A 15619-nucleotide genomic window follows, 5' to 3' on the forward strand; every position below is an offset into this window, starting at 1 on the left:
CTGAAACGCGCTCCAAAAGACTGATTTCTGCGCCTAGCTACGTCTAACTTGTAAGCAAAGTACGCTCACGGCGTTAGTCTAGGCTATGCTCAAAATCAACCCGTCTTTTGTCGCGCTCTGATCAAAATACTTGTAGGCCGTCTTTATCTACGGATAGGTTCAGGTAGGTGTCGTTGTCATTTGTGGCTTGTTTGATGGCGGCGATGATGGCTTTTGCTTTATCATCGGGGCAGACGGTGATGATGGCTGGTCCGGCACCGGAGATGAAGGTGGCATAGGCGCCTAGGTCTTTGGCGATTTGACGTTTGCGCGCTAAATCTGGGACAAATTGGTTCCGGTAGCTTTCTTGTAAGGTGTCTGCTTCCATCATTGGGCCGGCTAGTTCTAGATCACCGCTAATTAAGGCAGCGATCATAACGTTAGAGATAGCACTGCCCAAAATTGCTCGGTCGTAGGCGATGGATTCTGGTAAGACACTGCGGCTTTCGAATGAAGGCAATTGTTTATTAGGAATGTCAGCAATAATGCTGGCTTCTGGGAAAATATGACGTACAGAATAGACGTTGTCATCTACAACGGCTGCGGTCACAAAATTACCTCTAAAAGCTGGGGCAACGTTATCCGGATGACCTTCAATGGTGACAGCAGTGGCAATTTTTTCTTCAATGGTCATATGTAAGTTACCTAAACGGTTAGCCAGTTCAACACCAGCAACAACGGCTGCGGCGCTACTGCCTAAGCCGCGCTCGGTAGGAATATCAGAGTTGACAATCAGTAGATGTGGCATCACATTTGGCGCAATTTGTTGTATTGTTTGAACTAAAATGTTGGTATAATCAGTGGGTATGGTTGCTGGTAGATTATGTTTGACGATCCATTCAACTGTTTCAGGGCCGACTTGGATAGTCATGTATAAAGATAGTGCAAGGCCACAGGAATCAATGCCGGCACCTAGATTGGCTGTTGTGGCTGGAACTTGAATTTTCATTGGTAACCCCCGTAAAAAAATTAATATATTCTAATTATATCTCATATTGTTGTAATATTATACTATAAACATAATAAACTGTAAGTGAATTTAAGTGGAGGGATGCAAATAATGGCGCAATTAGTTTTGGTTCGTCATGGGGAAAGCACGGCTAATCGAGATAATATTTATACAGGCTGGTCAGATGTTCCGTTAACGGCAAAAGGAGAACAAGAAGCAAAACAAATTGGAGCTAAACTGGCAACACTGCAGATTCCGTTTAGTGCCTGCCATACTTCAGTATTAACCCGGGCGATCATGACAAGTTATCTTATTTTAGATCAGCTGCATTTGAATTGGATACCGCTGTATAAAACCTGGCGTTTGAATGAGCGTCATTATGGGGCTTTGCGGGGCTTGAACAAGGCTAAATCCAAAGAAATTTTTGGTGTGACCCAAATTGCCCGCTGGCGCCGGAGTTTTACAAGTGTACCGCCGATGCTAGAAACACCAGATTTGGATCGCCGGTATCAACAATTAGATGTCCGGGATGTACCACGGGGTGAAAGCTTAAAAATGGCTGCTGCACGCTTACAGCCTTATTATGATGATCAAATTGTACCGCGGTTAATGCGTGGCGAAGATCAATTAGTCGTCGCACATGGCAGTAGTTTACGGGCGTTATTGAAATACATTGAAAATATCAGCGACACAGACATTAATGGCGTTGAAGTCCAAAACGGAGAAGCTATCATATATTCATTTGATGAACAGCTAAACCTAGTAGATAAAGCCAGAGCGTGAACTAGAGCGGGAAAGCCTCGAACACTAACCTAGGATCTTGCAGGGTGTCGTCAGACACACAAAAGATTCGTAGTTAGGTGAGAGCTTTGCTCTAGTGAGCGCGTTTAAAGCCAGAGCGTGACAAAAGACGGGGTGATTTTGAGCATAGCCTAGGCTAACGCCGTGAGCGTTTTTCGCTTACAAGTTAGACGTAGCTAAGCGCAGAAATCAGTCTTTTGGAACGCGTTTCAGAAGACCACCACGGACGGTTTTGGCTTACAAGCGTACAATCTATCCAGATAAAAAGCTGAGTCAACTTTTGGCTCAGCTTTTTTATTTGGAATAACTCGGTGTAATTAATAATTATAAACTCTCATCGGAATTGTCAGGTTTTTTCTTCAACCGGCGGAGTTTTACAATTGGAATTTTACCTAGAATCAATGGGACCTTTTCAATGACCACGTCCGCATATTCTAAACCAAACCAAGTAGCTGGAGATAGTGTAATTTTTTGGAGAAAGAGGCGGGCACGGATAATCGTTTTTTGAAAGGCCGGTAATTCGGTTTCTGGAGACAGTTCTTCTTGCAAGATAACAAATGAGAAATCCCCAACTTGGCGATCAGGAATAGTGGTATATTGTTGAGGCTGTAGAGGTAATTCACCCTTTGCGATCATGTCGGTAATGATCTGCCGTAAGAAGATATTTACTTTTTGTTCCACGCGAAAACCAAGATAAAGTTGAACATTAATCATATGATCTGTCCCAAAATTTTCAACCGTGTAGCTTGCAGAATAAGGATCATCGGTGACGTTAACCGTGATGAACCAATAAACTTGAGCCCGTTTTGGCCGTTTGTCTAGAATAGAGTAGAGAATTGATTTTTTGATATAGCGCTGGTCATGCACTTTAGTCATATAAACAAGATTCGTTGTGTACAGCGGATAGTTGTCATCTTGAGCAAGGGTACTTAATTGATTTTTATAGGCAAATAAGGAGACGTCTTCAGTACGGTAGGCGTTATTATTGCGATAGTAATCGCCCATTTGCCAGATGTACATAATGAGTAAGATAGTGCTGCCGATTAAAATTGTGACCCAGCCACCATGAACGAATTTGACAGCGCTAGAGATAAAGAAGATTAATTCAACGCTGCCAAAGAAAAGCAACATCCCCCAGCTCACTAACAGTGGTACTTTTTTGTGCCGTAAATAAGCGTAAAGTAAAATAGTGGTCATCAACATGGTGATCGTAATGGCTAAACCATAGGCTGCTTCCATATGTTCGGAAGTTTTGAAAGTATAGACGATCAACATGCAGACGCCCCATAAGATAGTATTTACTGCAGGGATGTAGAGTTGACCACGGATATTGGTGGGGTAAATGACGTGTAGAATCGGCAGTAATTTCAACCGAATACCTTCAGAGACTAGGGTATAAGAACCAGAAATCAGCGCTTGTGAGGCAATAATTGCGGCCAAGGTGGCAATTATAATGGCGAAGATTTTTAAGGGCTCAGGTATCATGGCAAAGAAAGGATTAAAATCTGTTGTATTTTGAAAATTAACTTGTCCATTGTGCTGATACAGCCACACAGCTTGGCCAAAATAATTTAGAACAAGACAAAGATTAACATAGGGCCAACTACCATAAATGTTTTTTCGGCCGACATGGCCCATATCTGAATACAAAGCTTCGGCACCAGTCGTTGCTAGAAAAATACTGCCCAAGATGAAAAGACCGGCTTTATTTCCGGGATCTATTAAAACTTTGAGCGCATAGTAAGGATTGATTGCCTGTAAAATAGATAAATCCTTGGACATACCGATTAAACCCATGACACCCAAGAAGGTGAACCAGATAAACATAATTGGGCCAAATGCTCGACCAATCAGATCAGTCCCAAAACGCTGAATCAAAAACAAAAGCGTCAAGATAATCATGGTGATAATAATGACTTCGTTTTGTGTATGCAACAGTACAGTACCGTGGAGTGGTGTACCTTTTAAGCCTTCAATGGCAGTGGTAACGGTAACGGAGGGGGTTAACATGCCGTCCGCTAATAAAAAAGCACCGCCAATCATTGCGGGGACTAACAGCCATTTGGCGCGTTTGCGGACTAAGGTGTATAAGGCAAAGATGCCGCCTTCACCGTTGTTATCTGCACGTAAGGCAATTAAGACGTATTTTAAAGTTGTCACAATAAATAAAGTCCAAAAAACTAGGGATACAGAGCCGACCATGAAATCTCTGGAAATATGACCTATACCGCCGTTGCCCGCAACAATGGCTTTCATAACATATAATGGTGAGGTACCGATATCACCGTAGACAACGCCTAGCGTGATAAGCATACCTGCTAGAGATAGGCGGCTACCATGGGTGCGCTTTGAAGCTTGTTCAAATTTATTCAAAATACGACCTCCCATAAACTGAACTTGTTGCCCTATAGTATAAGTTTGCTAGCGGTTACAAGTCAAAAGATTGAGCGGGAAAATTGAGTTGTTCTGATATAAAAAAACCGACGGCTATTGTTTAGAGTTTGCTCTAAACTTTAGCTGTCGGTTTTGAGTTGGTTTTCTGAAACGCGCTCACCAACACTGATTTCTACATATAACTACGCCTTGTTGATAGTCGCAAGCGACTATCTGCTAAGTCTAGGTTATATTGCGAAATCAACCCGTGTTGGTTCGCGCTCTGTTTGAAACGCGCTCACTAGAGCAAAGCTCTCACCTAACTACGAATTATTCATAAGCCAAATACGCTTATTTCATAATTCTAGGTTAGTGCTCGAGGCTTTCCCGCTCTAGTTCGCGCTCTGTTTTATAATGCTAGGGCGCCCATTGGGTCCCAAGGGGCGAGAACTTTTGGTTGGTCATATTCGGTTTCGATGACTTTTTGTAGGTTTTCAGGTAGGTATTTTTTATTGATAACGACTTGGTAGACGTATTGGTCCAGCCAGGCGTCGCTCATGACGAAGTAGCCTTTATTGCCGACTTTATCGCCCCATGAGTTTTCAACTTTCCACTTTGTAGGTTTTCCGTCTACGAGATCAACGCCGGTTAAGACCATGGCGTGGGTCATTAGGCTTTCGCCATAATTTAGGCGTTGGGCTTTGGTCATGGTGAGGTCAACGTCCAGTAGGTCGTCAACTTTATAGATTTCGGTGTCCATGATGCCGGCTTTGCGATCACTGCTCTTGCCGACGTCACTGCCGAACCAAACTGTTTCACCGTTTTGTAATTGTTTCACGGCTAATTGTTTGAAAGTGTCAATGGCGACGTTTAGGTGACGTACTTCACGGCCGCCGACAACATTGCCTAACATTTCAACGGTGTACAGATGGTCATAAGGTTTGTCTTCTGTTGGTGCGTTGATTAGGGAAACATAATCAGAAAGTTGCCAGCCCACATATTTCTTGAAGAAATCTTGCGGTGTTAGATGTTCTTTATGGTAAAGGCCATCGCTGTCTTTATAAGTCCAATCAAATTCTTTAACGGGTTCACCGAGTGCCATCACCAAAATTCGGTAAACTTCACTGACCATTACTTTGCGAGTCGCTGCAATTTGGGTGTCATCGGCACCTTGATTAACCAAAGTCCGCAATTTAACGGCGTCTTTACGAAGTTTATTATTTAAAACCGTGTTCAATTGGGCAGAAGCAGAACTGCTGAAGGTTTCAGGCATAATTGATTTTGGAACAATGCCATATTTTTGAATGAGGGCACAAAGCATATCCCATTGACCGCCATCTTGTTGCGGTGTTGCGAGTAAGAAAGCAACTTTGCGATCTTCAAGGGGTAGGGCAGCGGTGTTTAAGATATTTTCATAAAAGTAATTAGATTTTTCCAACTTATCCCAGAAATTAGTATAATTTTGCGAAAGTTCAAAATCTTTTAGATGAAATTGTTTTTGTAGCGGGTGACGCATTGTGTTTAAAGCCGCAAACATCCAGCAACGGCCAGATTGTTTTTGATTTGAAACAGCACCCGTATCAATTTCAACGGAAAATGTAGGTTCCATTGCAATCGCTGAGTCTGTATTTTCACTGCTGGCTAAAATCCCATTTTTCATAGTTGTTCGTTTTAAAGCGTCACTCTTTGGTAAGCGGTGGAATGTATTTGAAAATTCTTCTAAGTGTGCATCTGTGATCGGTTGACTCATAAAATGCCCTCCTAATAGATAGTTTAATAAGTTCATAGAATAATCTTAGCTCAAAAAAAGGCAATCGTCCAATATAGACGAATCCGTAGGTTTAGTTATCCTGATAAGGGGGGGATTGTTTCAAAATTTTACTCAAATTGTAATAAATATGTTGGCGATTTCTAATTAATTGCGGTATGCTAAAGGTATAAAATGAAAGCGCTATTATAGAGAGGGCGGTCTTTGTTATGAGCACGATTCAAAACTTCGATGAACAGACAATCAATACAACTAATCCCCATCTATCTCGGATGAAAATTATTGTCGAGACGGCATTTTACAGCCAAAATGTAACCCCAATTCAAGATGTTGCGGCGGTTTATGAGATAGCTAAAAATAATCCGGATACGATTGTAACGGATATGCCGATTAAACATGCAGCTGATTTAGGCTTACCTGAAGATGCTAAGATTTTGTTATATAACCATGGGCGCATTGTAGGTCGGACGGCCAAGGCGAGACGGATTATTCAAGAAGAAAGTCCCGAATCGGCGACAGAATTATTAAATTACTTAGAAGAAGCTATTTTTACAGATAATCGCCATGATTTTTGGCGCAGTGATGTGGTGGTGGGCTTAGCTGAAGATTTTATGACGAAAGCCCATGTCTGTATTGCCAAAGGTTATGAACATAATTTATATTCCTATTTGATGAATTTTCAAGCCTTAAACGCTACTTATCAAAAAATGTATGACGCTTCGAAACAATATGATGAACCAGATATTTATTTGTATGTGGATCCTGATTTTCATGATCCTAAATATCCTAACGGCTTAGCTTTATTTGATCGGGATCATAATGTAGCCGCAATTTTAGGGATGCGCTATTTTGGTGAAATGAAGAAAGGGACGTTAACGTTAGCTTGGGGCATTGCCCACCGTCATGGCTTTACCGCTTGTCATGGGGGCTTAAAGGCCTTTCATTTTAAGGATCGGCCAGACTCTGTTTTTGCTATGTATGGCTTATCCGGTTCTGGGAAATCTACTTTGACGTTGGCCAAACATGATAATAAATATGATATTACCGTCTTACATGATGACGCCTTTGTTATCTCTAGAGAAGATGGTTCTTCAACGGCTCTAGAACCTTCGTACTTTGACCGAACGACCGATCATCCCGTTGCCACCCATGATTTGGATTATTGTTTAACAGTCATGAATAATGGGATTACGTTGAATGAAAAAGGCGAAAAAGTGCTAATTACGCAAGATATGCGTAACGGGAACGGCCGAATGGTGAAATCTCGGTATATCACTAAAAACCGGGTGGATCACGAAAAACAGCCAATCAGCGCTTTGTTCTGGATTATGAAAGATAATTCCTTACCGCCTGTTTTAAAAATTGAGGATCCAGTGGCGGCTGCTACTTTCGGGTTAACTTTGGCAACGAAGCATTCCGCTGCTGAAAACGTATCTGCTGCCGAAATGGAAAAAGTTGTCATCATTCCGTACGCAAATCCATTTAGATTATACCCATTGTATGAAGACTATAATGACTTTAAAGCGTTATTCAGCAAGCGTAATGCGGCATGTTACGTTTTGAATACCAGTCAATTTTTGGACAAAGACATCCCTAAAGAATTAACATTAGGTGCCGTGGAATCTGTTGTGGAACAGCGTGCTGAATTCCAGCCATTCTTGGGGTTAGATGGCATTAGTTACATGCCATTTGCCGATTACGAAGTGAAGGCAGATACAACTTACAAGCAAATGGTCCGGCAACGGTTTGATCAACGAAAAGCCTTTGTTGTTGCCCATAATAGTAGTCGAAAACACGCTTTGCCAGATGAATGTTTAACATTCTTAGATTCAATTATTGATCACTTGAATAAATAAAATAAGTTCTAAGAGCAGTTCAGAGCCCTTTGTCCCATTGCCTAATGTTGGTATAATGGAATTTAAGGAATTGAACTGCTTTTTTTGTTGCGAACTAGGAAAGGGTGACAATTGTGAAAACCAGTGCTTTTTATCATCGTACAGAAAGCGAATATGCTTTTTTATATCAACCAGATGAATTTGTTGTTCGTTTACGAACTGCAAAAAATGATGTGGCGCAAGTGTTTTTGTATTATGGTGATCCCTTCGACCAGCGAGAAGATACCCAAGGCGTGTCCCAATGGCACTATCAGACTTTAGCGTTGAATAAAAGTTTACAAACTCAAGATCATCAGTATTGGGAAGTGCGGTTGCAACCGACTTTTAATCGGCTACAATATGGCTTTGTTGTTTTAGGCTTAGATCAGACGCAGATTTTTTATGGGGAGTTAGGCTGTGCGCCCGTGACGCCGACAACGCTGCAGACAATGGGCAATTATTTTCGGTTGCCTTATTTTCATGATATTGACCGTGTTCCAAATTTGGATTGGATCCATCATACGGTGTGGTATCAAATCTTTCCAGAACGTTTTGCCAACGGGGATCCCAACAATGATCCTGCAGAAATTTTAGCTTGGGATATCAATAATCGGCCTGGTCGAGATAGTTATTATGGCGGTGATCTACAGGGTATTTTAGATCATTTAGATTATTTGCAGGCTTTAGGTTTTAATGGGCTGTATTTAACACCTATTTTTAAGGCTAATTCCAATCATAAATATGATACAGTGGACTATTTTGAAATTGATCCGGAATTTGGTGATAAACGTACTTTGAAACGACTAATTGATGGCGCCCATCAGCGGGGAATGAAAGTCATGCTGGATGCGGTATTTAACCATATCGGTGATCAATCCACACAATGGCAGGACGTTTTGACCCATCAAGCACAATCGCAGTTTAAAAATTGGTTTCACATCCACCATTTTCCAGTGACCTATGAGGCTACGGCTAATTTTGAAGTGGGCCGGCATTTAAGTTATGAAACTTTTGCCTATAATCCGCACATGCCAAAATTTAATACGGCAGATCCGGCAGCTGCGGCTTATTTATTAAGCGTGGCGCGGTATTGGATTGAACAGTTTGATATTGATGCCTGGCGCTTGGATGTGGCAGATGAGGTGGACCATCATTTTTGGCGGCAATTTACCACTTTGTGTCGATCTTTAAAACCGGATTTTTATATTTTAGGCGAAGCGTGGCATAATGCAGGGCCTTGGCTGAATGGACCGGAGTTTTCAGGGGTAATGAATTATCAGTTGACCGATTTAGTGACTGCTAAATTTTTGACAAAAACGATCAGTAATTCAGATTTTATTGCTCGATTGAATCAGGCAACCTTGGCTTATCGAGATCAAACTAATGAATTAGTTTTTAATCTGCTAGGCTCCCATGATACACCCCGGGTTTTGACAGTGGCACAGCATAACTTGGCGGCAGTTCAGGCAGCATTTGCATTTATGTTTTGTCAAAAAGGCACACCTTGCGTCTACTACGGGGATGAGATTGGCATGGTCGGCGGGCCGGATCCGGATAATCGGCGACCAATGATTTGGCAAAAAGGGCAGCAAAATCAAAAGATGCAGCAATTCATGCAGGCACTGATTCAGTTTAAAAAAGACTATGCTTTAGAACTCGCGCAACGGCCAGTTCAATGGGAAAACTCAGAGGCTAGTGATTTGTTGCAGTTCAGCCGTCCTGGGGCAACCAATACGCTGCAGGCTTATTTTAATACGAGTCAAACACCGCAAACATTGACGATAGATCCGGCGGCAACGATTTTATTAAGTCAAGGCGGTCAATTAAACAATAAAACATATCAACTGGAACCGGATGGTTTTGTGATCTTCCGGCAGACAAAATAAACAGTCAGAGGGGATTCGATGACAAAATTATTTGAGGCCGATCCATGGGATGTTGCCTGGCAAGCCTTTGATCAAACACAGCTTAAGACTGTTCAGACTATTTTTGCGACGAGCAATGGTTATTTAGGTCGGCAAGGAGCTTTTGAAGAGACGGGTAATGCTGGCAGCTATGTGAATGGTTTGTACGGACAAGCCACAACCGCAAATCAGTTAACTTTAGTGAATGTTCCTGATTACGGTGCTATGAAAATCAAAATTAATGGCACAGATTTAGTTATAAAAGCTAAAGAAATTTCAGAATTTGAATGGACATTAGGGTTACATAATGGTGTTTTACGCCGTCAGTTCGATTGGACTCAGAAAGAGACGACGTTACGGTTTACGTTTGAGAATTTTATCAGTCAAGCAACAGTACAGCTTGTCGCTTTTTCGGCAAAAATTGAAGTTTTAGCCGGTGATGCTGAAATTGAACTTGTGCCCATGTTAAATGGGACAGTTGTTAATCGGTTAAACGCGGATCAGCCGTTATTTGAAATTACGACAAAAGGGCAAAAGGCGAATTATCTTTATTTACAAGGACAAGTGCCTAGTACAAATATGGCTTTTAATCAATGGCTTGCGGTGGATTTTACTGCGGATCAATCATTTACTGAGACGTTAGTGACAACTGATGATACCGTTGGCCGGAGTTATCAAGGGCAGCTGACGGCTGGTGAAACCTTGTCTTTAACACGGATTGCCAGTATTACCCATGGTATGCTATCAGATGTTCAGGCAATGGCCCAGACGGGGTTAAAAGTCTTGCTGCAAGGTGCGAAGTTGGGTTATGAAGGTTTGTTGGCACAGCAACAAAAAGCTTGGCAGACTTTTTGGGATGATAGTGAAGTGACTATTGAAGGTGATGATACAACATTACAGGCTTTGCGCTACAATATTGCGCAGCTTTGGATGCGGCGGCCGCAAGATACAAGCCGTTGGTCTAGTAATGGGTTATCAGATGAGGTACAGGGGAGTTTGAATCAGTGGTATGGCGACTATTTTGCAGCAACGGCCTTTGCTGGTTTAACAGTACCTAAAATCAGTCGTTATTTTATGGCACATCTGTATGAACAATTGCCGGATGCCCGTCAAAAAGCCAGCGCTTTAGAGTTAGCTGGCGCATATTATCCGTTAACCACGGTAGCTGATCAAGAATTGCAACAAGATTTCCCAATTGTTGCCGAGAGTATCTATACAGATGCTTTAGTGACTTATGAGATTTATACTTATATGAATTACACCAATGATCAGGATTTTATGTTGACGCAAGGCGCAGAAATTCTAGTGGCAATTGGTCAATTCTGGTCCAGTCGGGTGGATTACTTAGCTTCTCGAAATTTATATACGTTTTTGAGTGTCACTGGGCCTAATCAATATGAGTTAAATGTGAACCATAACTGGTTTGTAAATCAAATGGCGGCTTGGAGTTTGAACTATATTATTACGACACTGCAAAAGTTAAATCCGGATGTGTTGGAACGGCTGCAGGTCACGCCGGATAATTTGACGCGTTGGGCGGAAATTCGGGACCATCTTTATTTACCAGCACCTACAAAAGCGGGAATTTATCCTCAGAGCAGCAGTTATCAAGATAAGATTTTACCAGCGACGGCTTTACGGCCGAGTTCGGCGGTAGTGCCCGCGAGTTATTTAAGGCTGCCTTTTATTCAGCAGCCAGATGTGTTATTGGGCTTATGGTTTTTGGAAAGCCGATTTAAAAAAGAAACCCGGCAAACTAATTTTGACTACTATGCGCCATTAACGCTATCAGAATTTCCAGTGACGGCCAATATTCATGGCTTAGTGGCTGCAACTTTAGATCCAGAAGAAATGATGGCTAATTTTAAAACGAGTCTGCGGGGAGATTTGGACCAGACGTTTAAACTAACGCAAGGCCTGCATTTAGATGCTATGAGTACGAGTTGGCTAGTGTTGGTTCATGGTTTAGCGGGTATTCGGGTGGATAAGGGACAACTTTCCTTGCGGCCATTTTGTCCAAAGGATTGGCAACGTTACAGTTTTCATTTTTATTTTCAAGGACGTCGGCTGCAGATCACTGTAACGCCGGATGTCAATGAAGTTCGTTTATTAGCTGGTGATCCGTTGACAATTCAGCTGGATGGTCGAGGGCTAATTATCGAGTAGTGTCTAATAGGGTATAAAAAAGAATAGCCGCCAGGTCAATTTTGTTTGACGTGACGGCTATTCTTTTTGGTTTTTGAAACGCGCTCCAAGCTACTGACAATTTACATAACTACGCCTCACTCATAAGCCAAGTCCGGGCTTATGTCGTAAGTCTAGGTTATGCGCATTGTCAAAACCGTAGCTTGTCGCGCTCTGATTAAACGCGCTCCAAAAGACTGATTTCTGCGCTTAGCTACGTCTAACTTGTAAGCGAAAACCGCTCACGGCGTTAGTCTAGGCTATGCTCAAAATCAACCCGTCTTTTGTCGCGCTCTATATACTATGAGAATATAGGACTTTTGGGCCTTCTGCTGTGCCGACGACGATGGTGTCGACGGTGTCTAAAAAGAGGCCGTGTTCCAAGATGCCGACTTGTTCACTGAGCCAATTGGCTAGTAAATGGGGGTGGTTGATGAGGCCTAGATGGAGGTCGATGATGTAGTTGCCAGAATGGGTGATGATGTTTTGGCCTTGGTCATCTTTACGGAATTTCGGATGTAAGTCTTCATTTTCTAAACGTTGGAAAACTTTAGTACTGCCATAAGGGATGACTTCTAGTGGTAGTGGAAAACCACCGATTCGGTCTACAAGTTTGCTTTCGTCAACGATCCATAAATTATGTGTTGAGGAGGTCGCCACAATTTTTTCAAAAGCGTGGGCAGCCCCGCCGCCTTTAATGCCTTGGAAGTTCTTATCTACTTCATCGGCACCGTCAATGGTTAGATCGACGTGATCTACTTCGTCAATGCCTTTCATAGTAATACCTAATTCTTCGGCTTGTTTGCGTGTTCTACTGGAAGTAGCTACGCCGATAATGTCTAAATTTTCGTCTTTAACGCGTTTGGCAAGGGCACGTACCATGTGCATCACTGTTGAACCTGTACCTAAGCCCACAATTGTGTGGTCTTGAACAAATTCAACGGAGCGTTCAGCGGCCACTCGTTTTAATTCATCTTGATTCATTTTTTTCTCCTTTGAAGACGGATTTATGTACTTTATATATTTTAACTTAATATTAACCGTTAGTTAAGTCAAGAAGACAGTGAATGTCGACTTGTTTCGTAATAAAAAAAGCCTTGAGAAATGAAAGTCTCAAAGCTTTTAAGTATTTTTGATTTGTATCGGCTATTCTTTATATTCAATGGCCTGATATTCTGGGTTTTTGTCAAACTGTGCTCGGGCGTAGGAACAAAGTGGTAAGATCTTTTTATCTTCAGCGATGGCTTTATCGACCACAACTTTAATGAGTTGTGCGGCCAAGCCTTTACCCCGTTGATCATCCCGGACAAAGGTATGGTTGATGGCATAAGCTCGACCATTAGCGAATGTATCAAAAGTTACTTCTGCTAATAATTTGCCTGTATCATCATTTTTATAAAAACGGCCTGCTTCATAGTCAAAATCCATTATGAAAGCCCCCTAAATTAAATTTAAAAGCGAACTGCTTTTTACAAATATAACCTAAGCGCGCCTTAAAAGGCAAGTAAGGGCTTTTGGCTGATAGAATTACCGGCTGAAAAATGATATGCTATTTCTAGTTTATATTATGATGGAGGTATTTCGTGAAAAAACGAGGATTTGAAATTGTAACACGTTACCAAAATGCGAATTTGAATTTGCCAAAGCGACAGACTAAAAATGCAGCTGGCTATGATTTTGAAGCAGCTGAAGATTTTGTTTTACCAACAATTTGGCAATTTGATTTTATAAAAATATTTAAAGCCCTGCGTAAAGGGGAACCGCTGACTGCCGAAGCTTTAGATGGAGCACAAAAAGTATTAAAACCCTTTTTAGTACCCACAGGCATCAAAGCTTATATGCAGCCTGATGAAGTATTGATTTTGGCGAATCGGTCCAGCAGCCCTTTGAAACGTCGGTTGATTTTACCGAATGGTATCGGGGTAATTGATGCGGATTATTATAATAATACGGCCAATGAAGGTGAAATCTTTGTGCAGCTTTTAAATTATGGGGTTCGACCTGTGACGATTAAAAAAGGTGAACGCTTAGGTCAAGGTATTTTTGTACCTTATTTAAAAGCAGATGGCGATCAAAATGATGGTGAAGAACGTAATGGTGGCTTTGGGTCATCTGGATTTTAAAGTAAAAGAGGCAAAAGATTGGCCAAAGTAAAAACACAATATGTATGTCAAAACTGTGGGTATAACTCACCGAAGTATCTGGGCCGCTGCCCAAATTGCGGCGCTTGGAATCAGATGGTGGAAGAAGTTGCCAGTGCACCGCAAACTAAGTCAGCCAATGTCGTAACGGGTACGATTGCTAAGGCAGAACGGCTAAATGATGTAGATATCGTTAAAGAACCGCGGGTAACGACGCAACTTGGCGAGTTTAATCGGGTGTTAGGCGGCGGTATTGTCATCGGTTCTTTAGTTTTAATTGGTGGGGATCCAGGCATTGGGAAATCCACGTTATTACTGCAAGTATCCGGGCAGTTAGCCCAAAACGGGAAGGTTTTGTATGTTTCCGGTGAAGAGAGTGCGTCACAGATTAAACTTCGTGCGGATCGGCTAGATGTTAATGGGGATAGCTTGTACATTTATCCCGAAACAGATATGCAAAATATTCGGCAGACAATTGATGAAATGCAACCGGATTTTTTGATTATTGACTCGATTCAAACAATGAATGAGCCAGCATTGAATTCAGTAGTGGGTAGTGTTTCGCAAGTCCGTGAAATTACAGCTGAATTGATGAAAATCGCTAAAAGTAAACTGATTACAACGTTTATCGTCGGTCATGTGACTAAAGAAGGGGCCATTGCCGGTCCTAAAATTTTGGAACACATGGTAGATACGGTATTATATTTTGAGGGGGACATGGACCACGCTTATCGGATTTTACGATCAGTGAAAAATCGGTTCGGTTCAACGAATGAGATTGGTATATTCGAGATGCAATCAGGCGGTTTGTCAGAAGTGGCTAACCCATCCGAAGTATTTTTGGAAGAACGATTAAAAAATGCCACGGGGTCAGCGATTGTTGCGTCGATGGAAGGCACTAGACCAATCTTGGTTGAAATTCAATCTCTAATTACGCCGACGTTATTCGGTAACGCTAAACGAACGGCTTCTGGCTTGGATTATCAACGGGTTTCGTTAATTATGGCCGTTTTAGAAAAGCGGGCCAATTTGATGTTACAAAATCAAGATGCTTATTTAAAAGCGACTGGTGGTGTAAAATTAAATGAGCCAGCAATTGATTTGGCGATGGCCATGTCGATTGCTTCCAGCTATAAGGACATGGGTATTTCACCAACGGACTGTTTTATTGGTGAAATTGGTCTAACAGGTGAGGTTCGGCGGGTTAACCGGATTGAACAACGGGTAAATGAAGCTGCAAAATTAGGGTTTAAACGTATTTTTGTACCGAACAATAATTTAGCGCGCTGGGATGCGCCTAAATCGGTAGAAGTAGTTGGTGTTAAGACGCTAAATGAGACCTTGAAGAAAGTGTTTTAGGGTTATGTGCATTGTCACGCTCTGATCTTGAAACGCGTTCAGGGGCACTGACTTCTCACCTAACTACGAATTATTCATAAGCAAAATACGCTTATTTTATAATTCTAGGTTAGTGCTCGAAGTCAAAACCGTGCCCCTTCACGCTCTGGTTTAAACGCGTTCACTAGAGCAAAGCTCTCACCTAACTACGTCCTGTTTGTAAGTAAAGCCCACTTACGGCACAGGTC

The 15619-nt window shown here is 41.9% G+C and carries 11 protein-coding genes; 6 read left to right on the forward strand and 5 right to left on the reverse strand.

From position 1 onward, the window contains the following. Nucleotides 1-121: 121 nt before the first annotated feature. Complete coding sequence (gene thrB / locus EKM93_RS12965) at nucleotides 122-988, reverse strand: homoserine kinase (RefSeq protein WP_125715964.1); 867 nt, start codon at nucleotides 986-988, stop codon at nucleotides 122-124. A gap of 111 nt (nucleotides 989-1099) precedes the next feature. Here thrB and EKM93_RS12970 point away from each other — a divergent pair, with 111 nt between their 5' ends. Beyond that, nucleotides 1100-1771 (forward strand): 2,3-bisphosphoglycerate-dependent phosphoglycerate mutase, encoded by a 672-nt coding sequence (locus EKM93_RS12970; protein ID WP_125715965.1) that lies wholly within the window; start codon nucleotides 1100-1102, stop codon nucleotides 1769-1771. 342 nt (nucleotides 1772-2113) lie between these two features. Here the strand turns inward: EKM93_RS12970 and EKM93_RS12975 are convergent, their stop codons facing one another. After that, complete coding sequence (locus EKM93_RS12975) at nucleotides 2114-4102, reverse strand: KUP/HAK/KT family potassium transporter (protein ID WP_225423720.1); 1989 nt, start codon at nucleotides 4100-4102, stop codon at nucleotides 2114-2116. Between the two features lie 469 nt (nucleotides 4103-4571). After that, entirely contained in the window at nucleotides 4572-5912 is a 1341-nt protein-coding gene (locus EKM93_RS12980) for a C1 family peptidase (protein ID WP_125715967.1), read from the reverse strand. Between the two features lie 227 nt (nucleotides 5913-6139). On the opposite strand from EKM93_RS12980, the gene EKM93_RS12985 reads away from it, so the two are divergent. The 3 genes from EKM93_RS12985 to EKM93_RS12995 all read left to right on the forward strand — a co-directional run bounded on the left by EKM93_RS12985 (nucleotide 6140) and on the right by EKM93_RS12995 (nucleotide 11874). Further along, on the forward strand, nucleotides 6140-7786 hold the full coding sequence (locus tag EKM93_RS12985; RefSeq protein WP_125715968.1) for a phosphoenolpyruvate carboxykinase (ATP): 1647 nt from the start codon (nucleotides 6140-6142) through the stop codon (nucleotides 7784-7786). Nucleotides 7787-7899: 113 nt separating this feature from the next. Then, the gene (locus EKM93_RS12990; protein ID WP_125715974.1) at nucleotides 7900-9690 is read left to right on the forward strand and encodes a glycoside hydrolase family 13 protein; all 1791 of its coding nucleotides are present in this window, start codon (nucleotides 7900-7902) and stop codon (nucleotides 9688-9690) included. 18 nt (nucleotides 9691-9708) lie between these two features. After that, on the forward strand, nucleotides 9709-11874 hold the full coding sequence (locus EKM93_RS12995) for a glycosyl hydrolase family 65 protein (RefSeq protein ID WP_125715969.1): 2166 nt from the start codon (nucleotides 9709-9711) through the stop codon (nucleotides 11872-11874). Nucleotides 11875-12186: 312 nt separating this feature from the next. Here the strand turns inward: EKM93_RS12995 and rpiA are convergent, their stop codons facing one another. Together rpiA and EKM93_RS13005 are read right to left on the reverse strand one after the other, a co-directional pair. Further along, complete coding sequence (gene rpiA, locus EKM93_RS13000) at nucleotides 12187-12876, reverse strand: ribose-5-phosphate isomerase RpiA (protein WP_125715970.1); 690 nt, start codon at nucleotides 12874-12876, stop codon at nucleotides 12187-12189. Between the two features lie 162 nt (nucleotides 12877-13038). Next, nucleotides 13039-13320 (reverse strand): GNAT family N-acetyltransferase, encoded by a 282-nt coding sequence (locus tag EKM93_RS13005; protein ID WP_125715971.1) that lies wholly within the window; start codon nucleotides 13318-13320, stop codon nucleotides 13039-13041. 155 nt (nucleotides 13321-13475) lie between these two features. Here EKM93_RS13005 and EKM93_RS13010 point away from each other — a divergent pair, with 155 nt between their 5' ends. Beyond that, the gene (locus EKM93_RS13010) at nucleotides 13476-14015 is read left to right on the forward strand and encodes a dCTP deaminase/dUTPase family protein (protein WP_125715972.1); all 540 of its coding nucleotides are present in this window, start codon (nucleotides 13476-13478) and stop codon (nucleotides 14013-14015) included. Between the two features lie 18 nt (nucleotides 14016-14033). Next, entirely contained in the window at nucleotides 14034-15392 is a 1359-nt protein-coding gene (radA, locus tag EKM93_RS13015; RefSeq protein ID WP_125715973.1) for a DNA repair protein RadA, read from the forward strand. The last annotated feature ends 227 nt before the right edge of the window (nucleotides 15393-15619 follow it).

Source organism: Agrilactobacillus yilanensis, assembly GCF_003946725.1.
Lineage (GTDB): Bacteria > Bacillota > Bacilli > Lactobacillales > Lactobacillaceae > Agrilactobacillus > Agrilactobacillus yilanensis.